Origin of the sequence: Saccharopolyspora flava (assembly GCF_900116135.1) — a bacterium.
GTDB lineage: Bacteria > Actinomycetota > Actinomycetes > Mycobacteriales > Pseudonocardiaceae > Saccharopolyspora > Saccharopolyspora flava.
This window is the reverse complement of the sequence record NZ_FOZX01000002.1, coordinates 564,219-583,190: the sequence shown is the minus strand read 5'-3', so window position 1 is coordinate 583,190 and position 18,972 is coordinate 564,219. Positions and strand designations below refer to the sequence as shown.

At 70.9% G+C, this 18,972-nt stretch carries 21 protein-coding genes; 10 read left to right on the top strand and 11 right to left on the bottom strand.

Annotated elements, in window-relative coordinates:
* Positions 1 to 339 precede the first annotated feature (339 nt).
* The 3 genes from BM424_RS09600 to moaA form a co-directional block, all read right to left on the bottom strand.
* The gene (locus BM424_RS09600) at positions 340 to 924 is read right to left on the bottom strand and encodes a transglycosylase family protein (RefSeq protein ID WP_093415438.1); all 585 of its coding nucleotides are present in this window, start codon (positions 922 to 924) and stop codon (positions 340 to 342) included.
* A 725-nt stretch (positions 925 to 1,649) separates the two neighbouring features.
* Positions 1,650 to 1,949: a MoaD/ThiS family protein gene (locus BM424_RS09595; RefSeq protein ID WP_093415436.1), complete on the bottom strand. Its 300-nt coding sequence runs from the start codon at positions 1,947 to 1,949 to the stop codon at positions 1,650 to 1,652.
* Between the two features lie 5 nt (positions 1,950 to 1,954).
* Complete coding sequence (gene moaA, locus BM424_RS09590; protein ID WP_175548000.1) at positions 1,955 to 3,013, bottom strand: GTP 3',8-cyclase MoaA; 1,059 nt, start codon at positions 3,011 to 3,013, stop codon at positions 1,955 to 1,957.
* A 161-nt stretch (positions 3,014 to 3,174) separates the two neighbouring features.
* Here moaA and BM424_RS09585 point away from each other — a divergent pair, with 161 nt between their 5' ends.
* Genes BM424_RS09585 through BM424_RS09565 form a run of 5 tightly spaced genes read left to right on the top strand, consistent with a single transcriptional unit; the run spans position 3,175 to position 6,996 of the window.
* Positions 3,175 to 3,576 carry a TOBE domain-containing protein gene (locus BM424_RS09585; RefSeq protein ID WP_093415756.1) on the top strand — a complete coding sequence of 134 codons (402 nt, stop codon included), beginning with the start codon at positions 3,175 to 3,177 and terminating at the stop codon, positions 3,574 to 3,576.
* Complete coding sequence (gene modA / locus BM424_RS09580) at positions 3,577 to 4,338, top strand: molybdate ABC transporter substrate-binding protein (protein ID WP_093415435.1); 762 nt, start codon at positions 3,577 to 3,579, stop codon at positions 4,336 to 4,338.
* Between the two features lie 20 nt (positions 4,339 to 4,358).
* Entirely contained in the window at positions 4,359 to 5,129 is a 771-nt protein-coding gene (locus BM424_RS09575) for an ABC transporter permease (protein ID WP_093415754.1), read from the top strand.
* A complete protein-coding gene (locus BM424_RS09570; RefSeq protein ID WP_093415433.1) occupies positions 5,126 to 6,205 on the top strand; it encodes a sulfate/molybdate ABC transporter ATP-binding protein in 1,080 nt (359 codons plus the stop codon). Before BM424_RS09575 ends, BM424_RS09570 begins: the two co-directional genes overlap by 4 nt.
* Before the next feature lie 26 nt (positions 6,206 to 6,231).
* Positions 6,232 to 6,996, top strand: a complete 765-nt coding sequence (locus tag BM424_RS09565; RefSeq protein ID WP_175548026.1) for an HAD-IIA family hydrolase — start codon at positions 6,232 to 6,234, stop codon at positions 6,994 to 6,996.
* Between the two features lie 434 nt (positions 6,997 to 7,430).
* On the opposite strand, the gene BM424_RS09560 is transcribed toward BM424_RS09565, so the two are convergent.
* A complete protein-coding gene (locus BM424_RS09560; RefSeq protein ID WP_093415430.1) occupies positions 7,431 to 8,393 on the bottom strand; it encodes a R2-like ligand-binding oxidase in 963 nt (320 codons plus the stop codon).
* A gap of 107 nt (positions 8,394 to 8,500) precedes the next feature.
* On the opposite strand from BM424_RS09560, the gene BM424_RS09555 reads away from it, so the two are divergent.
* Positions 8,501 to 9,118: an HAD family hydrolase gene (locus BM424_RS09555; protein WP_093415428.1), complete on the top strand. Its 618-nt coding sequence runs from the start codon at positions 8,501 to 8,503 to the stop codon at positions 9,116 to 9,118.
* On the opposite strand, the gene BM424_RS09550 is transcribed toward BM424_RS09555, so the two are convergent.
* Complete coding sequence (locus BM424_RS09550; protein WP_139274036.1) at positions 9,115 to 9,321, bottom strand: hypothetical protein; 207 nt, start codon at positions 9,319 to 9,321, stop codon at positions 9,115 to 9,117. The genes BM424_RS09555 and BM424_RS09550 overlap by 4 nt on opposite strands.
* A gap of 239 nt (positions 9,322 to 9,560) precedes the next feature.
* Here BM424_RS09550 and BM424_RS09545 point away from each other — a divergent pair, with 239 nt between their 5' ends.
* Positions 9,561 to 9,956 (top strand): cold-shock protein, encoded by a 396-nt coding sequence (locus BM424_RS09545; RefSeq protein WP_093415425.1) that lies wholly within the window; start codon positions 9,561 to 9,563, stop codon positions 9,954 to 9,956.
* A 65-nt stretch (positions 9,957 to 10,021) separates the two neighbouring features.
* On the opposite strand, the gene BM424_RS09540 is transcribed toward BM424_RS09545, so the two are convergent.
* From BM424_RS09540 to BM424_RS09530, 3 genes are all read right to left on the bottom strand, one after another.
* Positions 10,022 to 10,498 carry a DUF2771 family protein gene (locus tag BM424_RS09540; RefSeq protein ID WP_093415424.1) on the bottom strand — a complete coding sequence of 159 codons (477 nt, stop codon included), beginning with the start codon at positions 10,496 to 10,498 and terminating at the stop codon, positions 10,022 to 10,024.
* Positions 10,499 to 10,507: 9 nt separating this feature from the next.
* A complete protein-coding gene (locus BM424_RS09535) occupies positions 10,508 to 12,208 on the bottom strand; it encodes an MFS transporter (RefSeq protein ID WP_093415753.1) in 1,701 nt (566 codons plus the stop codon).
* Between the two features lie 164 nt (positions 12,209 to 12,372).
* Positions 12,373 to 13,173, bottom strand: coding sequence for a glutaminyl-peptide cyclotransferase (locus BM424_RS09530; RefSeq protein ID WP_245775752.1), 801 nt, complete (start codon positions 13,171 to 13,173; stop codon positions 12,373 to 12,375).
* Between the two features lie 180 nt (positions 13,174 to 13,353).
* Between BM424_RS09530 and BM424_RS09525 the strand changes: the two genes are divergently transcribed.
* Positions 13,354 to 14,226 carry a DUF3027 domain-containing protein gene (locus BM424_RS09525; protein ID WP_093415421.1) on the top strand — a complete coding sequence of 291 codons (873 nt, stop codon included), beginning with the start codon at positions 13,354 to 13,356 and terminating at the stop codon, positions 14,224 to 14,226.
* Positions 14,223 to 17,201, top strand: a complete 2,979-nt coding sequence (locus BM424_RS09520; RefSeq protein ID WP_093415419.1) for a sacsin N-terminal ATP-binding-like domain-containing protein — start codon at positions 14,223 to 14,225, stop codon at positions 17,199 to 17,201. Before BM424_RS09525 ends, BM424_RS09520 begins: the two co-directional genes overlap by 4 nt.
* Here BM424_RS09520 and BM424_RS09515 read toward each other — a convergent pair.
* Positions 17,198 to 17,368, bottom strand: coding sequence for a DUF397 domain-containing protein (locus BM424_RS09515; protein WP_093415418.1), 171 nt, complete (start codon positions 17,366 to 17,368; stop codon positions 17,198 to 17,200). The genes BM424_RS09520 and BM424_RS09515 overlap by 4 nt on opposite strands.
* The gene (locus tag BM424_RS09510; RefSeq protein WP_093415417.1) at positions 17,365 to 18,204 is read right to left on the bottom strand and encodes a helix-turn-helix domain-containing protein; all 840 of its coding nucleotides are present in this window, start codon (positions 18,202 to 18,204) and stop codon (positions 17,365 to 17,367) included. Before BM424_RS09510 ends, BM424_RS09515 begins: the two co-directional genes overlap by 4 nt.
* Before the next feature lie 108 nt (positions 18,205 to 18,312).
* Between BM424_RS09510 and BM424_RS09505 the strand changes: the two genes are divergently transcribed.
* Positions 18,313 to 18,522: an HC3 family zinc finger protein gene (locus BM424_RS09505; RefSeq protein WP_093415415.1), complete on the top strand. Its 210-nt coding sequence runs from the start codon at positions 18,313 to 18,315 to the stop codon at positions 18,520 to 18,522.
* Between the two features lie 125 nt (positions 18,523 to 18,647).
* Here the strand turns inward: BM424_RS09505 and BM424_RS09500 are convergent, their stop codons facing one another.
* On the bottom strand, positions 18,648 to 18,947 hold the full coding sequence (locus BM424_RS09500; protein WP_093415414.1) for a DUF2530 domain-containing protein: 300 nt from the start codon (positions 18,945 to 18,947) through the stop codon (positions 18,648 to 18,650).
* Positions 18,948 to 18,972 lie beyond the last annotated feature (25 nt).

Sequence of the window (18,972 nt, the reverse complement as noted above, 5' to 3'; positions counted from 1 at the left end):
TGGCGGTGCCAGAAGCGGAACCTGACACGCCTTCTGGCTCCGGGATCCGAGGCTTATGTATGCCAATACACGGCGCGTCGGCTGTCCTCCCCAGAAGACGTGTCAGAACCCGCGGCGGTGCAAGCGTCTGAGGTGGGGTAGTGAGAAAGCGCCTTCGGCGCTTGCCTGACGTGCTGCGGTTTTCGTCCCTCGCCCCTTCCCTCAACAGCAGAGAACCCCTCCACCGCGTTGGGGGCGTTGCGGTGGAGGGGTTCTGCTGGCGAAGCACGTGCTGTGTCGGGGGAGACGGCGCGTGCTTCTCTTGCCGGTCGGCGTTGGGGGATGCCTGACCGCGCAGTCTTACTTCACGTCGAGCTGCTGACCCGGGAAGATCAGGTTCGGGTCGCTGATGATGCTCGAGTTCTTGGCGGCGATGTCCTGGTAGTTCACGCCGAACTGCTGCGCGATCTTGCCCAGGGTGTCGCCGACCTTGACGGTGTAGTCCGCGCCGTCCGCCTTGACCGTGGACTTCGTGGTCGTGGTGGTCTTCTTCTTCGGCGTGGTGGTGGTCTTGGTGCTCGACTTGGTCGAGCCGCTGGTCCAGTTCATCTTCGCGCTGCAACCCGGCCAGGCGTTCTTGCCCTGCGAGGCGAGAACCTTCTCCGCGACCTCGATCTGCTGCTCGCGGGTGGCGTTGTGGGCGCTGCTGGCGTACTGAGTGCCGCCGTACGCGGCCCAGGTCGACGGGGTGAACTGGAGGCCGCCGTAGAAGCCGTTGCCGGTGTTGGCGCTCCAGTTACCGCTGCTCTCGCACTGCGCGAGGGTGTCCCAGTCCGCTGCGTTGGCGGGTGCGGCGATCGCGATCGGGGTGGCGACCACAGCGCCGGCAACGGCGATCCGGGCGAAGGTGCGCTTGGTACTCGAAGGCTTGCGGTGCTTGCCCATGTCCCTCTCTCCAGCCGCGCCTCGGGTCGAACCCTCGTCTGGCTCCTTCGGGTGGAGCCGGGTTCGTGCCCGCCGGTCTCGGGGGAGCCGGCGGCATCTCGGAGCTTTCGGGGAGCCCTGAGATGTCCCTCGTTCCTGTCCGGTTCGTTTTCGTTTTCGGGGTGAGGGCCCGCTGGACAGGCTCGGCGCCACGGGCTCTCGGGTTCCTTGCTGATCGGTTCGGGGCCGACCGAGGAGCGACACTACGTAACCAATCCGAAGATCGGAAATCTTCTAGCATGTGACGCTGGTCACAGTAACACCGGCCCAAGGGGTGGCGATCCCGATCATTTTCGCTGATCAGGACGTCGTTACCGGACCGTTTCCGGGCTGATATCGATCACCGTAAGTGAGGCTTGGGTCACCTCGCTGCTCCCACTGGGGAACGTCCGTCACGCCGTCACCAACCGTCGAGCGAGGCTGGGCCACCCCGGGTCGTGGGGGACACGGGTGGCAGAGCGCCAACGCGATCTGTGTTCGCGTTCTGACGCACCGTGAGTGGTCTAGTCGCCGGATCGGGTGGCGTTCAGGCGGACGGGCGGGGGCTCGGAGAGGCGCCCCGCGGACCAAGATCGAATGAGGGAAGAATCAACCGAGAAGTCACCCGGACGAGGCTGTACGACACGCCAGGGCATGCTGTATCCGCGCGCACCCGCACGCGCGCAGAAGAAACAGTGCGCGGGGTTTCAGCCGCCCGCGAACGGCGGCAGGACGTCCAGCGTCGCGTTCGCCGGGATCGACGTGCCGCGGTCCCGCACGGCCACGCCGTCCAGCAGGAAGCTGCACGCCGGCATCACCTTCGCCAGCTTCTCGTCGTGCTGGTTCAGCGCCGCCGCGATGGCGTCGGAAACCGTCGGCGCCGCGCCGGTCAGCAGCACCGTCTCCTCGGGGACGCCGGCCGCCGCGCGGGCGCCGGCGAAGTAGCGGACCTGGACCGAGACGGCGTCCTCCGCCGGACCGGCGCTCTGCTCCGACACCGCGGTCATCTCCGCTAACCCCCGATTGCGCTCATCGGCCTGGATGGTTGGGCGAACTCGCCGGAGTCCATCCCGTGCCCGGCGGCCTTGGCCCACATCTCGCCCTGCCACAGCCGGATCAGCTCGGCGTCGGTGGCCCCGTCGCGCATGGGTCCGCGCAGGTCCGTTTCCGTCGTCGAGAACAGGCACGAGCGTAGCTGTCCGTCGGCGGTCAACCGCGTCCGGTCGCACGCCGCGCAGAACGGCCTCGTCACCGAGGCGATCACGCCCACCGTGGCCGGGCCGCCGTCGACCAGCCAGCGCTCGGCCGGGGCCGAACCGCGCTCGGCGACGTCCGGGGTCAGGGTGAAGTCCCTGCTCAGCATCTCCAGGATCTCGTCGGCGGTGATCATCGCGCCGCGATCCCACTCGTGCTGGGCGTCCAGCGGCATCTGCTCGATGAACCGCAGCTGGTAGCCGCGCTCGATGCAGAACCGCAGTAGGTCCGGGGCCTCGTGCTCGTTGACGCCGCGCATCAGCACCGCGTTGACCTTGACCGGCTCCAGCTTCATCGTCTTGGCCGCCGCGAGCCCGTCGAGCACGTCCTGCATCCGGTCGCGCCGGGTCAGCTCCTTGAACACCGCGCGATCCAGGGTGTCCAGCGAGACGTTGACCCGGTTCAGCCCGGCCGTCACCAGCTTCTCGGCGAAACCGCCGAGGTTGATGCCGTTGGTGGTCAGCGAGGTCGTGGGCCTGCTCGGCAACGACGAGGTGGCCGCGATGACGTCGACCAGGTCCTGGCGCAGCAGCGGCTCGCCGCCGGTGAAGCGCACCGTGGTCACGCCCAGCTCCTCGACCGCGATCCGGATCAGCCGGATCATCTCGTCGGTGCCGAGCATCTCGTCGCGCTTGAGCCACGGCAGTCCCTCGGCGGGCATGCAGTAGGTGCAGCGCAGGTTGCACTTGTCGATCAGGGAGACGCGCAGGTCCGTCGCCACTCGGCCGAAGCGGTCCACCAGTTCCGGCGTGTCCGGCCGTTCGGAGGAGTCGGTCGAGCGGCGCACGAGCGGGATTCCCAAGTCCACCGCGTTCACAACTCGACCCTATCTCCTCGCACCGACGGTTTTCGATCGCGAGCGACGATTCGGGCGCGACAACAGCGCTGGTCAAGCGGGGTGTGACGGGTGTTAACGATCCGAGTTCGCGGATCGGGAGCCCCTGGTTTCGCCGCAGCTGCGGAAGTATCGTCTTGCGCGTGCCGCACTATCGGATCGCAGAAACCGCCTCGCTGCTCGGCGTCAGCGACGACACCGTTCGCCGCTGGGTCGACGGCGGGCAGTTACCCGCGGAGCGCGACTCGGCCGGCCGGCTGGTCGTCGACGGCGCCGCGCTCGCCGAGTTCACCCGCGACCAGGCCCGGACCGCACCGGACCCGTCGGCCGTGGGGCGCTCGGCGCGCAACCGCTGGGTGGGTCTGGTGACCGAGATCGTCTCGGACAAGGTGATGTCGCAGGTGGAGATCCAGTGCGGTCCGCACCGGGTGGTGTCGCTGATGAGCACCGAGGCGGTCCGCGAACTCGGGCTGGTGCCCGGGTCGCTCGCGGTGGCCGTGGTCAAGTCGACCAACGTCGTGGTGGAAACACCGGGAGAGGGCTGAATGTCGAAGCTCAAGATGATCGCGGGCGGGATGCTCGCGCTGACCCTGCTGGCGGGGTGCGGGCAGGCCACATCCGGCCAGTCCGCGCAGGCCCCGGCCCCGCAGCGGACGGTCACCGTGCTGGCGGCCGCGTCGCTGACCGAGTCCTTCGACGAGCTGGGGAAGCGGTTCACCGCCGAGCACCCCGACGTCAAGGTCCAGTTCGACTACCAGGGCTCCTCGACGCTGGCCGAGCAGATCAAGCAGGGCCGCCCGGGCGACGTGTTCGCCTCGGCCGACGAGAAGAACATGGCCAAGGTCGCCGATCTCGTCTCGCCGCCGCAGACCTTCGCCACCAACCGGCTGACGCTGGTGGTGCCTCCCGGAAACCCCGCGCACGTGACCTCGCTGCACGACCTCGCGGGCAAGAAGCTGGTCGTTTGCGCACCTCAGGTGCCGTGCGGTTCGGCGACCCAGCAGGTCGCCCGGGCCGCCGGGGTCGGGTTGCAGCCGGTCAGCGAGGAGAACGACGTCAAGCAGGTCCTGCAGAAGGTCGTGGCCGGTGAGGCCGACGCGGGCCTGGTCTACGTCACCGACGCCAAGGCGGCCGGCGACAAGGTGCAGTCGATCGACTTCCCGGAGTCCCCGCAGGTCATCAACAGCTATCCGATCGCCACCGTCAAGGACTCGCAGCAGGCGCAGGCCGCCGACGAGTTCGTGGCGTACGTGCGCGGCCCGGTCGGCCACGAGGTCCTCGGCGCGCACGGCTTCGACGTTCCGTGATCGAGCGTCGTCCGTCGCAGGTGCCCGCCGTGCTGTGGGTGCCTGCGACGCTCGCGCTGGCGCTGGTGGTGCTGCCGGTGCTCGGCCTGCTCACCCGGGTCGAACCGGCGCGGCTGCCCGCGCTGCTGCTGAGCCCGTCGGCCCTGGACGCGCTGCGGTTGTCGGTGGTCACGGGCCTGATCGCGACCGCGCTGGCCGCGCTGCTCGGGGTGCCGCTGGCGGTGGTGCTGGCCCGCTCCCGGATGCGCGGACTCCGCGTGGTGCGGGCCCTGGTGCTGCTGCCGCTGGTGCTGCCGCCGGTCGTCGGCGGTCTCGCGCTGCTCTACCTGCTGGGCCGGACCGGGCCGCTCGGCGGCGTGCTGGCGGTGGCCGGCATCCGGCTGCCCTACACCACCGCGGCGGTCGTGCTGTCGCAGACGTTCGTCGCGATGCCGTTCCTGGTGGTCGGTCTGGAAGGAGCGCTGCGCACGGCGGGCGGTCGCTACGAGCAGGTCGCGGCGACGCTCGGCGCGGGTCCCTGGCTGGCGTTCCGGCGGGTCACGCTGCCGCTGCTGCTGCCCGCTCTCGGGTCGAGCCTGGTGCTGACCTTCGCCCGCGCGCTGGGCGAGTTCGGCGCGACGATCACCTTCGCGGGCAGCCTGCAGGGCAGCACCCGAACCCTGCCGCTGGCCATCTACACCACCGCGCAGTCCGATGTGGACGCTGCGGTGGCGATGTCGTTGTTGCTGGTCGTGGTGGCCCTGCTGGTGATCGTGATCGCCCGCCCGAGGGCTGTGGAGGGACGGTTGTGAGCGGCCTGCGGGTGGACGTCGAGCTGCACCGCGCGGAGTTCTCGCTGCGCGCCGACTTCGAGGTGGCGCCCGGCGAGGTGCTGGCGGTGCTCGGGCACAACGGCGCGGGCAAGTCGACGCTGCTGTCGGTGCTGGCCGGGCAGCTGGTGCCGGACCGCGGCGTCGTCGAGCTGGACGGGACGCCGTGGCTGGACACCGAGCGGCGCGTCCACGTCGCGACCCACCGGCGCGGTGTCGGGCTGCTGGCGCAGCAGCCGCTGCTGTTCCCGAACCTCACCGCGCGCGACAACGTCGCCTTCGGCCCGCGCGCGGCGGGCGCGAGCCGGGCGCGGGCGCGGGAGATCGCCGAGCACTGGCTGACCGAGACGGGTGTCGCCGAGCTGGGCGGACGTCGTCCGGCGCGGCTGTCCGGAGGTCAGGCGCAGCGGGTCGCGCTGGCCCGCGCGCTGGCCGGCGATCCCCGGCTGCTCATGCTCGACGAGCCGCTGGCGGCGCTGGACGTCGACGCGGCCCCGGCGATGCGCGGCCTGCTGCACCAGGTGCTGCGCCGCCAGGAGACGCCGACGGTGCTGGTCACCCACGACGTGCTCGACGCCGTCGTGCTGGCCGACCGGCTGCTGGTGCTGCGCGACGGTCGGATCGTCGAGCAGGGGCCGACCAGCGAGGTCCTGTCCCGGCCGCGCGAGGCCTTCACCGCCCGCCTGGCCGGGCTGAACCTGCTCGCGGGCACCGCGAGCGACGGGGGAGTGCGGATCGGCGAGGAGATCATCAGCGGCCGGGTCGTCGAGGAGCTCGACGCGCGGGAACCGGCCGCCGCGGTGTTCGCCCCGGCGGCGGTGGCCGTGCACCGGGACCGCCCGCACGGCAGCCCGCGCAACGCGCTGCCGGTGACCGTCGCGGCCCTGGAACCGCGCGGCGACGTGGTCCGGGTGCGGGCCGAGAGCGGTCTCGCCGCCGACGTCACCCCGGCGGCCGTCGCCGAGCTCGGACTCTCCGCAGGTGAGGACGTGTGGTTCGTGATCAAGGCGACCGAGGTGGCCATACACCCCGTCCCCGGAGGATCATCAGGGGCGTGACTGAGCCATCCACCTGGACGTACCTGATGGACATGGACGGCGTGCTGGTCCACGAGGAGCACATGGTGCCCGGCGCGGACGAGTTCGTGGCCGCTCTTCGGCAGAACGGCATCCCGTTCATGGTCTTCACCAACAACTCCATCTACACCCCACGGGACCTGCGGGCCCGGCTACTGCGCAGCGGGCTGGACATCCCGGAGGAGGCGATCTGGACGTCCGCGCTGGCCACGGCGCAGTTCCTGGAGCAGCAGCGACCCGGTGGTTCGGCGTTCGTGGTCGGTGAATCGGGGCTGACCACGGCGCTGCACAACATCGGCTACGTGCTCACCGACCGCGATCCGGACTACGTGATCCTCGGCGAGACCCGCACCTACAGCTTCGAGGCCATCACCAAGGCCATCCGGCTGGTGGAGAACGGCGCGCGGTTCATCGCCACCAACCCGGACGAGAAGGGCCCCAGCCGCGAGGGGACGCTGCCGGCCACCGGCGCCGTCGCCGCGCTGATCGAGCGGGTCACCGGCCGCGCGCCGTACTACGTGGGCAAGCCGAACCCGCTGATGATGCGTTCCGCGCTGCGCCACCTGGGCGTGCACTCGGAGAACACGCTGATGATCGGCGACCGGATGGACACCGACGTCCGCTCCGGCCTGGAATCCGGCCTGCAGACGATCCTGGTCCTGTCCGGCATCTCCGACGAGGACACGGCGGAGCTGTTCCCCTACCGCCCGACGAAGGTCGTCCGCTCCATCGCCGACCTCCGAGACCACGTCACAGACCCCTTCAAAGCCTGACCCCGGTGGTGCGGGAACCACCTCGGTTTCCGCACCACCCGCTCATTCGGCTGTTGCCGGAAAACAGTCGGTGCGGACAACTCGCGGGTGCTGTATTCTGCTCGTGTTCAAGGCAATAGCCTTGAGAAGTGAACCCGGCAGCCTTCCGGACGGTAGGTGGGCCGGGTTTCGCGTTTCTGCGCGGTGTTCCCCAGGTCCTTTCTGCCGGTGATCAATGCCGGGATCCTCGGCGAAGTCCGTCTTCAATCACCGGCTGTGCTCAGTTTCCCGCTCCGCAGGCGGATTTCACCACCTGCGTCCGCCCGAAAGGATCAAAATCGTGGAAGGGTGAGAGTCCTTCGGGTCGGTGGTGGGGAGGTGACAGTTTTCATGAAAACTGTCACGACCCAGGGGTTCTGGGATGGGGACGGTTTTCATGAGAACTGTCGTTCTTCTCAGGAGCGGAGTTTGTCGAGTTCTGCTGCGTCTTCGGCGCCGAAGCGGTCTTCGAGGGCTTCGGGTTCGGAGTCGACGTCGATCTGGGCCAGGGGCATGCCGCGGGCGCTGGAGATCGCGCCGAGCCGGCGGGTCGCGCGGTCGGAGGCGTAGGCCGTGAGCTCCTCCTTGTCGAGCTCGAACGGCAGCACCTCCGGGGCGTCGGCGGGCTGCCACTGGACCTGGGCGATGGCGTGCGGCAGCAGCGTCGCCATCTGGTCCTCGACCACCGCCCAGTTGCGCTCGTCGGCGGCCACGTGCCTGCGGCAGGTGAAGGTGCCCCAGGCCATGTGCCTGCGCTCGTCGTCCCCGATGAGCTTGATGACCTGCTGCATCCCGGGCAGGATGCCGTGGCTGACGCAGATCTTGTGCCAGGCGAAGTAGCCGGTGAGCGCCAGCGTCCCCTCGACCACGTGGTTGTAGGTGACCGAGGCGCGGACCTGGTTCTCCGGGCTGGGATCGGTGTGCAGCGCCTGCAGCGTCTCCGGCAGCGCCTTGTAGAAGATCTCCCGGTAGCCGGGGTTCTCGGCGACGAACTCGTGCAAGTCCTCGGTGAGGCCGACGGCGTCCATCCAGAGCCGGAACACCTGGGTATGCTTGGCCTCCTCGAAGCAGAACTGGGTCAGGTACATCTCGTCGCCGAAGCGGCCCTCGGCGGCCATCGCGGCCATGAACGGCTGGAGGTCCTCGGTGACGGCCTCCTCACCCGCGATGAACTGCGCGCAGAGCCCGGCCACGCCGCGCTTCTCGTCGTCGGTGAGCTGCTGCCAGTCCTGGGCGTCCTGGGTGAAGTCGATGTCGGCGGGGTTCCAGAAGCGGGCGTTGCCCTTCGAGAACAGCCGCAACGGCAGCGAATCCCAGTTCAGGCCGCGTGCTTGGAGGGAGTGGAAGCTCTCGCGCTGGGCGGGGTGCGTGCTCGTCATTGAACGACTCCGGCTCGCCGTGGTGTGAGGTGCGCTACTCCCGCCAGTTTCGGTACCGGACAGTTTCGCGTCAAGGTCCTCACGTGCGCATCCGTAGGCTGGCCGCGATGGACGAGCGCAACGCACTCACGGTCGGATTCGACCTGGACATGACCCTCATCGACCCGCGGCCCGGCATGGTCCGCGCCTTCGAGGCCCTCAACGAGGAGTTCGGCACCGAGCTCGACGGGCAGCACTTCGCCTCGAACCTCGGGCCGCCGCTGGAGGACGTGCTCCGCGGCTACGGGTTCGACGAACCGATGGTCGCGCGGCTGGTCACCCACTTCCGCGCGATCTACCCGACCGTCGTGATCGGCGAGACGATCGCCCTGCCGGGCGCGGCCGAGGCCCTGGAGGCCGTGCGCGCCGCGGGCGGGCGGACGCTCGTGGTCACCGGCAAGTACGAGCCCAACGCGGCGCTGCACCTCAAGGCCCTGGGCTGGAGCGTCGACCGGCTCGCCGGCGGCGTGTTCGGCGCGGGCAAGGGGGACGTGCTGCTGGCCGAGGGCGCGAGCGTCTACGTCGGCGACCACTTCGGCGACATCGCCGGTGGGCACGCCGCCGGGGCGACCGCTGTCGGCGTGGCCACCGGGCCCTACTCGGCGCCCGAGCTGCGCGAGGCCGGAGCCGACGTGGCGCTGAACGACCTCACCGAGTTCCCGGCCTGGCTGGCCGCCCGCGGCTAGTTCCGGCGGGCGCGCACCACGGTCGCGATCACGCCGAAGATCAGCCCCGCCGGGCACAGGAGCGTCGTGAGGCTCACCCACGCCGGGAGGTCTTGAACACCGGCGGCGAAGAGCGCGAAGATCACGATGATGGCGAGCAGGCCGACGCCGAACATCGTCATCGCGATCGGAAGCACTGCGGATCTGGGTGAGCTGCTCGCCATGTGAGCAGCGTATTCACATCAGCGCCGACCGCTGCAACCGGTCTGGGTCGATAAGGATGGGTGACGTGGTCCACCTTCGCGGTACGCTTGGTGGGACGCGTCCCGGCGCGCGCACTTGCGTGGCGTTATCGGGGCGCTTTCGTCGTGACGGGGCGTTTGCCGCGTTGCGGTGGGAAAAACGGCAGGGTACGTGGCCCGCGAGCGGGTCAGCGCGCATTCGACAGGGAACGGTGAGGACAGTGCCGACCGGCAGGGTCAAGTGGTTCGACTCGGACAAGGGCTTCGGCTTCCTGACCCAGGATGGCGGGGAGGACGTGTACGTGCGTGCTTCCGCGTTGCCATCTGGTGTGGATGCGCTCAAGACCGGCCAGCGCGTCGACTTCGACATGGCGCAAGGCCGACGCGGCCCGCAGGCGTTGAAGGTGAAGTTACTGGACCCGCTGCCCTCGGTCACGGAGGCGCGCCGACGTCCCGCCGACGAGCTGCACGGCATGGTCGAGGACATGATCAAGCTCCTCGAGCTGAAGGTGCAGCCCGACCTGGCGCGAGGCCGCTACCCGGACCGCAAGACCGCCAAGCGCATCGGCGAAGTCGTCCGCGCCGTGGCCCGCGAGCTCGACCCGGGCGGGAACTGACCCGCAGGGGAAGCTCCGTGATGCGTCAGGCGAGCACCGTGCCGGCGCTCGCCTGACGCTCGGCTTCACTGCTTGACGTCGAGGACCCAGCTGCCGCCGATGCCGAAGTCGACTCCGCCGTCGGCGCCCTGGGTGAGCACCGCCGAGAACTGCTGGACCTCGACGTGCTCGATGCGGGCGCCGTCCGGCGGCAGCTGCAGCGTGTAGGCGTGCCGCGAGTTCGGCGTGAACACCGGGCTGCGCCCGTCCAGCTGCTTGCCGTCGAGCCCCTGGTAGAGGAACACCACCTGCCACGGCGCCTGGGAGACCTCGGCCGGAACGGAGATCTGCAGCGGGTCGCGGTTGGCCATCCGCAGCTCACCCACCGCCTCCTGGTTCGGGGGAGAGCACTGGTCGCCGGTCGGGTCGCAGTACTGGGCGGCGTCGACGGCCACCGAGTCCCCGTGCGAGTAGAAGGTCACCTGCGGTTGGTTGGGGGAGGCGCAGCCGGCGGCGAGCCCGGCAGCGGCGACCGCCAGCAGCGGCTTCAGTCCACGATGCACGGCCTGAGCCTACGGGCCGGGGGTCGAGCGGGCGGTGGCCGGTGCGCTCGCCGAACGCCGCAGCCGGGGTGGCAGCGGGATCGCCGGGATCAGCGTGCCGCCGCGCCCGCGCACAACCGTCTGCGTGAGCACCAGGGCCAGCAGCGCGGAGACCACCAGGAACCCGATCCAGTACACCGGTGGCAGCAATACGCCGAGCGCGCCGCCGAAGACCCAGCTGAGCTGCAAGATCGTCTCGGAGCGGCCGAACGCCGACGCCCGCGAGGCCTCCGGCATGTCCCGCTGGATCACCGCGTCCAGGCACACCTTGGCCAGCGCGGAGGCGGTCGCGCCGATCAGGCCGACGATCACCGCCAGCGGCAGCCCGGCCAGCACCGCGGCGCAGACCGCCACCGCCACCGTCGCGCCGAGGCAGCCGATGATCAGCCGGTCCGGTTTGTCGAACGTCATCCGCGAGCCCAGCGCGTTGCCGAGGAAGCTGCCGACCCCGGCGGCACCGCCGACCAGACCCAGCAGCACCAGCTGCATGAACGGCTCGTGCTGGGTGTCGTGCTTGATCACGAACGCGGCGAACAGCGTCAGGAACCCGGTGAGCACGCGGATGCCGCCGTTGCCCCACAGCGCCACCACGACGTGGTCGCTCAGCGCGACCTTGCGGGAGCGCCCCGGATCGCCGATCGACGTCTGGACCTCGCCCTCGGTGCTCTCCACCCAGCCCGGGATGCGCAGGCACAGCCAGACGCCGCCCGCGGCCATCGCGGCCATGAACCACAGCGCGCCCTCCGAGCCCCACAGCCAGGCGAAACCGGAGGCGATCGCGCCGAACACGCCCCCGGCGGCCAGGCCGAACGCGGTGAGCCGCGAGTTGGCCTTGGTCAGGGTGATCTGCCCGGGCAGCACCCGTGGCGTCATCGCCGCCTTGAGCACGCCGAAGGACTTCGACAGCACCATGCAGCCCAGCGCGGCCGGGTAGAGGAGCCAGCTGTTGAAGTTCAGCGCCATGACCGCCGCCAGCACCACGCGCACCCCGAAGGAGGCGGCCAGCGCGAGCCGCCGGCCCTGCTGGAGGCGGTCCAGGGCGGGGCCGATCACCGGGGCGATCACCGCGAACGGCGCGACCGTGATCAGCAGGTACAGGGCGACCTTGTCCTTGCTCTCGGCGGTGGCCGCCGAGAAGAACAGCGTGTTGGCCAGCGCGACCGCCATCGCCGCGTCGACCGCGTAGTTGCCCATCCACGCGTAGGTGAACTTGGCCAGCCCGGACCGGTCCGCCCCGTCGGCGTGCGCCAGCGAGAAGAACAGCCGCACCATCCGCTGCGTCAGGTCCTTGCTGCGCCACGCGGCGACCCGGGTGACCGTGAGCTTCTTCGGCGGCGGCGTCGTCCCGCGCGGGCGTTCCTCCGCCTCGGGCGCCTCCGGTTCCGCGGTGTCCTCGGAGGTCCCGGGGTGGTCCTCGGGCAGCGGCGGCAGCGGGCTCGTCCCGCCGGGCCGATCGCCGTAGCCGGGCCGGTCGCCGTGATCGGGCCGGTCGTCGTAGTCGGGGTCGTCCTGCCAGGGATACCGGCGCGGCTCGGTGTCCTGGGGCGGCTCGAAGCGCTGCCCGGATCGCTGCCGGTCGGCGTACCAACCGCGCTTCCCGCGCTGCCCGGCTCCCCAGCCCGGCCGACCGCGCGGCTCGTCCGGCCGCCGGTCACGTCCCCGCGTCCCCATGTCCGCCATCCTGCCCCACCTCCTCTCGACACGACCGGGTTGCGGGCGAACCGCCGATGGTTCGCCCTCATGGATAAAGAGGCGGGAAGCCGCCGAAAAATACAGCTGGACACGATCAGGCTACGAAAATGCGGCCTAGATCACCCCGGCGAGTGATCGCGGGCTCAGGCGGGCACGAAGCGCACCCGGAACATCGACGGCCAGTTCTTCCCGGTGATCAGGAACTCGTCGGTCCCGGGCACAGCGGCGATGCCGTTGAGCACGTCGGCCCCGGCCCGCTGCTCCGGCGGCAGCAGCCCCTCGGCGTTCACGACGGCCGTGACCTGGCCGTTCGCCGGATCGATCCGCATGATCTCGTCGCTGCCCCACACGTTCGCCCACACCTGGCCGCCCGCGCACTCCAGCTCGTTGAGCTCCTCCACCGGCGAGCCCTCGCGGGTCACCGACACCTCGCCGACCTGCGCGAACGTCTCCGGATCGCGGAAGGTCAGCCGGTCGCTGCCGTCGCTCATCACCAGCCGGTTCCCGTCGAAGCACAGGCCCCAGCCCTCGCCCGGGTACTCCACTCGGCGCAGTTCCCGCAGGGTCGCGCGATCGCGCTCGAACGCAACCCCTTCCTGCCAGGTGAGCTGCCAGATACGGTCACCCGTGACGGTGATTCCCTCACCGAAGAACTCGGCCGGCAGCCGCACCTCGTGCCGTGCCGCGCCGCTCAGCGGATCGCCGGCGCGCAGCACCGAGGAGCCGCGCAGGCCGGTGCCTTCGTAGAGGGTGCCGTCGGCGATTTCCAAGCCCTGAGTGAACGAGGAGCGGTCGTGCGGGAGCACGTTGATCACCTCGACTCGAAGGTGTGGCAGGCTTCCCGCGTGCCCAACGCCCTGATCGGTTTGCTCGCGGTCGTCCTGGCCGTCGTGCTGCGCTGGTACCTGCGCCGTGCACGCAACGCCGAGTCCGAAGGTGAGCAGCACTCCGCACAAGAGACGGCCAGTTTGAGCAAGTCGCACCCCGAAAGCTTGACACGCCCGGTCACTCCGAGTGCCACTCCGCTCCGGATCAGCGGTCCGACGGTGTCGGCGGAGACACAGCCGACTGCGCCGCAGAACCCGTACGGCACAATCGAGCATGTGACGCCTATGCCTGCTCCGATGACCAGCCCGGGCGCGGACGCTCCGTACGACGACGCGGGGCAGCCTGCCGCCGAGCCGTTGAACCCGGAGCTCGCGGCGGCCGAGGACGTCGCCCGAGCCGCGGCGGAGGACGAGGCCCGTCCCGGCGACGATCCGATCGGTTCGCCGGTGCTGACCCTGGACACCACCGAAGGCGACGTGGCCGACAGCGCGACGTCGCCGGTCGGTGCGCACGTCGGCGTCGAGCCCGAGGGCCCGAACGCGGTCACGCACTACTTCGAGTCGAACTACCCCGGATACGTCGGCTGGCGCTGGGCCGTGACGGTCGCCGGCGTCGGTCCCGGCGAGCCGGTCACGGTCAGCGAGGTCGTGCTGCTGCCCGGTCCGTCGGCGCTGACCGCGCCGGACTGGGTGCCGTGGCGCGACCGCGTCCAGCCCGGTGACCTCGGCGCGGGTGACCTGCTGCCGACCAGCCCGGACGACCCGCGGCTGGCCCCGGGCCACCTGACCACCGACGACGAGCAGTTCGGCGACGTCGCCAAGGAGGTCGGGCTCGGCCGCAAGCGGGTGCTCAGCTTCGAGGGCCGCACCGACGCCGCCGAGCGCTGGCACTCCGGTGACTTCGGCCCCCGCGCCGACACCGCCAAGCTCGCGCCCGCGGCCTGCGGGACCTGCGGTTTCTTCCTGAAGCTGGCGGGGTCGATGGGCGGCGCGTTCGGCGTGTGCGCCAACGAGTACGCCCCGGCCGACGGCCGCGTGGTCAGCGTCGAGTTCGGCTGCGGCGCGCACTCCGAGGTCGACGTGGACGTCTCGTCCACGGTTCCGGTCGCCGAGATCGTCTACGACGACGCCACGCTGGAGTTCGAGCCGCGCGGCACGGAGCGCGGGTGAGCGAGCCGGACCGCTTCGGCGCGGCCGGACTGCGGCGCGCCGTGCTGCAGTCCTGGGAGAGCTCGCCGACCCGGTTCCGGGAGGACGCCAACGCCGAGGAGGACTTGCGCCTCGGCGGCTACCGCGATCGGCTGCTGGTCGAGCTCGCCCAGAACGCCGCCGACGCCGCCGGTTCCGGTGGTGTGCTCAGCGTCGAGCTCGTCGGTGACGAGCTGCGGGTGGCCAACACCGGTTCCCCGCTGACCGCCGAGGGCGTGGCGGCGCTGGCGTCGCTGCGCGCGTCGGCCAAGCGCGAAGGCGCCTCGGTCGGGCGCTTCGGCGTCGGGTTCGCCGCGGTGCTCGCGGTGTCCGAGGCGCCCAGCGTGCTGTCGACCTCGGGTGGCGTGGCGTTCTCCGCCGAGCGCACCCGCGAGGCCGCCGCGCAGCTGCCCGGACCCGCCGAGGAGCTGTCCCGCCGCGAGGGCGCGGTGCCGGTGCTGCGGCTGCCGTGGGAGGTCGACGGCGCCCCGCCGGAGGGCTTCAGCACCGAGGTCAGGCTGCCGCTGCGCTCCGATGTGGACGCGACCGCGCTGCTGGACTCCTGCGCCGACCAGGCCCCGGGTCTGCTGCTGTCGCTGCCCGCGCTGACCGAGATCCGGATCGGCCGCCAGACCTGGCGGCGCATCGACGAGGACACCGACCGGGTCGAGGTGCGCGGACCGGTCCGCAGCGACCGCTGGCTGGTGCACCGGGCGTCGGGCGCGCTGAGCCAGTCGGTGCTGTCCGGGCTGGGCGCGGAGAGCCGTTCGGCCGCGCACTGGCAGGTCACGTGGGCCGTTCCGCTGGACGCCGAGGGCGCGCCGATCCCGCTGGCCGAGGACGTCCTGCACACCCCGACCCCGACCGAGGAGCGGCTGTCGCTGCCCGCGCGGCTGCTGGCCAGCGTCCCGGTGGAGGCCGATCGGAGGCGCGCGGCGGCCTCGCCCGCGACCGACGAGGTGCTGACCTTCGCCGCCGAGTGCTACCCGGCGCTGGTCGACAAGCTGCCCGCCGCGCACCGCACCGCGCTGGTGCCGCTGCCGGGGTTCCCGCTGTCCGATGTGGACGACAAGCTGAGGCAGGGCGTCAACGACCGGCTGCGCGTCTCGGCCTGGTTGCCCGGGGCGCGGGACAAGCCGGTCGCCCCGCTGGAGGCCCGCGCGCTGGAGCACGTCTCGCCGGAGCTGGTGGAGCTGCTCGCCGACCTCGTGCCGGGCCTGCTGGACCCGGAGCTCTCCGACGCCCGGCACCGCCGCTCGCTGCACGCGCTGGAGGTCCGCAGGCTCGGTGCCGCCGAGATCGTCGAGTCCGTCACCGGCCTGAGCCGCGAGCCCGGCTGGTGGCGTCGCCTCTACGACGCGCTGGCGCCCGCCGCCGAGGCCGATCCGCAGGCCCGCGAGGAGTTCTCGGCGCTGCCGGTGCCGCTGGCCGACGGCCGCACCGTCAACGGCGTGCGGGACGTGCTGCTCAGCCGACCGGAACGCGACCTGGACCCGGCGGCGCTGTTGTCGGCGCTGGACATCTCGGGTCTGCGCATCGCCCACCCGGAGGCCACCCACCCGCTGCTGGAGAAGCTGGGCGCGCACCCGGCCGGACCGGCCGAGCTGCTCGACGCCCCGCCGCTGGCCGAGGCCGTGCGCAGCAGCGTTTCCGACGCGCGGACCGGCGTCGACGTCGGCCCGCTGGCCGAGGCCGTGCTGCGGCTGGTCGAGGAGTCCCACCCGCGCGACTGGCTGGGCGCGCTCGCCCTGCCCGACGACGAGGGCGATTTCCGCCGCGCCGACGAGCTGCTGCTGCCGGAGGCCGCGCTGCTGTCGGTCATCGACACCGAGCACCTCGGCGAGGGCGCCCCGCTGTCGGTGCTCGACGACGAGGTGGCCCGGCGCTGGCCCACGGAGCTGCTGACCTCGATCGGCGTGCTGGACGGGTTCGGCGTGCACGTCGAGGACGACCCGGTGGAGCCCGACGACCGGTTCCCCGACGCCCCGCAGTGGTGGGCCGAGCAGGAGGCCGACCGGCCGGAGGAGTGGCCGCCGGCGCGGTTCGTCGGCATCCGCGATCTCGACCTGGTCGCCGACGACGCGTGGCCGGCCGCGATCAGCCTGCTCACCCGCGACCCGGACACGCTGCGCGCGCTCCGCGAGCCGCACGGCTACTCGGCCTGGTGGCTCTCCCGGTTCGCGCTGATCGAGGGGCACCCGCCGCGGCACTGGCGGCTGCCCGAGGCCGACGAGCTCGCGGGCGTCTACGACCCGGTCCCGGACGTGGAGCTGGACGTCGAGGCGCTGCGGCTGGCCGGGGTCCGCGCCGAGCTGCGCATCGACGACGGCGACGACGCCGAGGACCTGCTGGAACGCCTCGGCGACCCGGATCGCGCGATCCGCGCGGGCACGGCCCTGCGCGCGCACCAGGCGCTGGCGGAGGCGGTCGCGGCGGGCGTGGTGGACGCCTCCGACCTGGAGCCGCCGGAGATGGTCCGCTCGGTGTCGGGCGCGGTGGTCAGCACCGGCCGCGCGGTGGTGCTGGACGAGCCGTGGATGCTCAGCGTCCTCGAAGCGCCGCTGGTCATCGCCGGGGGCAGCCCGGACCAGTTCGACGCCGAAGCGCTCGCCGAGCTCCTGGACCTGCCGCTGGCGTCGGAGGAGAACACGCTGCGGGTCCCGGACCCGGGCCGCGTGCAGCGCTGGTCCGAGGTGGCCCGCGTCCCGTCGGGCTGCGAGCTGCTGGGCGTCGACGTCCCGGACGGCGAGATCGCGCTGCACGACAAGCTGCGCGTCCAGGCGTCCACGGGCGAGCACCAGGTCCACTGGTGGGTCGAGCCGACCGGCAAGGTCCACGCCGAACGCACCCCGGACGGCCTGGCCCGCGCCCTGGCGTGGGCGGCGAACGCCTGGGAGCACCGGTTCGCCCTGGCGGCCCTGCTCGCCGACCCGGAAGCCACGACCCTGCTGCGCTAGTCCTCCAGGGAACGCAGGAAGCGGTCCCAGGCGTCGGGGTTGAAGCGGAGCGTCCCGCCGTCGCGGTCCTTGGTGTCGCGCACTCCGACCTCGTCGGAACCCCGCCCGACTTCGACGCAGTTGCCCTCCTGACCGCTGTGGCTGGATGTGCGCCAGTTGTCGATCACCCGTCCACCTCCATCGCTTCCGCGCGAGCCAGGATGAGGTCGGCGGAATCCGCCGGGCACAGCGCCGCTTCTCCCACGCTAGTTGCGGTTTCGAGAAACGGATAGATCTCTTCGGGTTCGTCGAGGAAGAGTCCTGACCGGCGTTGTTCGAGGTAGACGATCGGCCGCTGCCGTGCGAACTCCTGGATCAGGACGCTGCCGTACAAGGCCCAGTGGACTCCTGCGCTGAAGGGCACGACCTGCACGGTGATGTGGTCGTACCTGCTCATCCTCGCGATGTGGCGCAGCTGTCCGGCCATCACGCGCTGACCGCCGACCGGACGCCAGAGGATCGACTCGTCCAACAAGGCGTGCAGCGCAACCGGTTTCGCTCTCGTCAGCAGGCGTTGTCTGCCCATGCGCAGCGACGCCCTGGACTCGACGACCTCTTCGTCCAGTCCGCCGTTGCGCATCACCGCTCGGGTGTAGTCGGCGGTCTGCAGCAGTCCCGGGACGAACCCGGGCGAGATGTCGGTGATCTTCGTGGCCCGCTGCTCGAACTCCAGCAACGAGATGAGGTGAGACGGCAAACCCGGGCGGCTGACCGCCCACCAGTGCTTCTGGTGGGCGTCGTGGGCGAGTTCGAGGAGGCGCTTGCGTTCGCCGCCTCGGATGCCGAGTGCGCCCAGGATGATCGCGATCTCGATGCCGGTGGGCACCTTCTCGCCGGTCTCGATGCGTCCGAACGTCGCTCGCGACCAGCCGCACATCTCGGCCAGCTCCTCCAGCCGCAGTCCGGCGTCCTTCCGAAGTCGCCGGATCTCCACGCCCAATCCCCGGGCACGTGCCGTTGTCATACGCAGAATCTATTTCAGGGCCTGAGACGCGGCCATTACACAATCTAATGAACGACATTGCCTCCTCGATCGCTGGGACGATCTCATGTCCTCGACCAAGGAGGAGAAATGACGCAGCACCTCACCCACATCTGGCGTCCGGTCCCCGGAGGCCGCCACGCCTTCCCGGCTTCAGCGCTCCGGAACAGCCTTGATGACCAGGTGAAATCCCACTGCGGCGAGGAAGTTCAAGCCGCGCGCCTGCACGACGCCACGGAGATCGACTGGATCATGGAACCCACCTGCAACACCTGCTGGAAAATCCTCAAGGAGGGTTGATGGGGGATTCTCGGACCCGGTTTTCGACTCCGCAGTGCTGGGGTTTCGTTGCTCTCGGGCGTCACCAGGGGACAGTTTTAGCCATAATTGTCGTGCCGGGGCACTGACAATTATGGCTAAAACTGTCAGGTGTCCAGGCCCGAGAGGCCTTGCCAGGAGCCTCGGGAGCCTCGGCGGGCGGCGCTGCGCTGCCAGCGGAAGACGCCGTAGCCGATGATGCCGAGCGCCGTGCCGGCCACGCAGCTGAAGAACTGGATGTCGAAGGTGCCGTCGGCGAGGTCGCGCCAGCCGAACAGCACCGCTCCCGCGAACCACAGGAAGGTCCCGAACAGCACCACCGGCGTCGGGTCCGCGAGCCTGCGCGGCAGCGAGGGGACCGGGCGGTGATCTGCGTCGGAGGGGGCGCGTTCGCCGTCTTGTGCCACGTCAGGCAGGCTACTCCCGGTAACA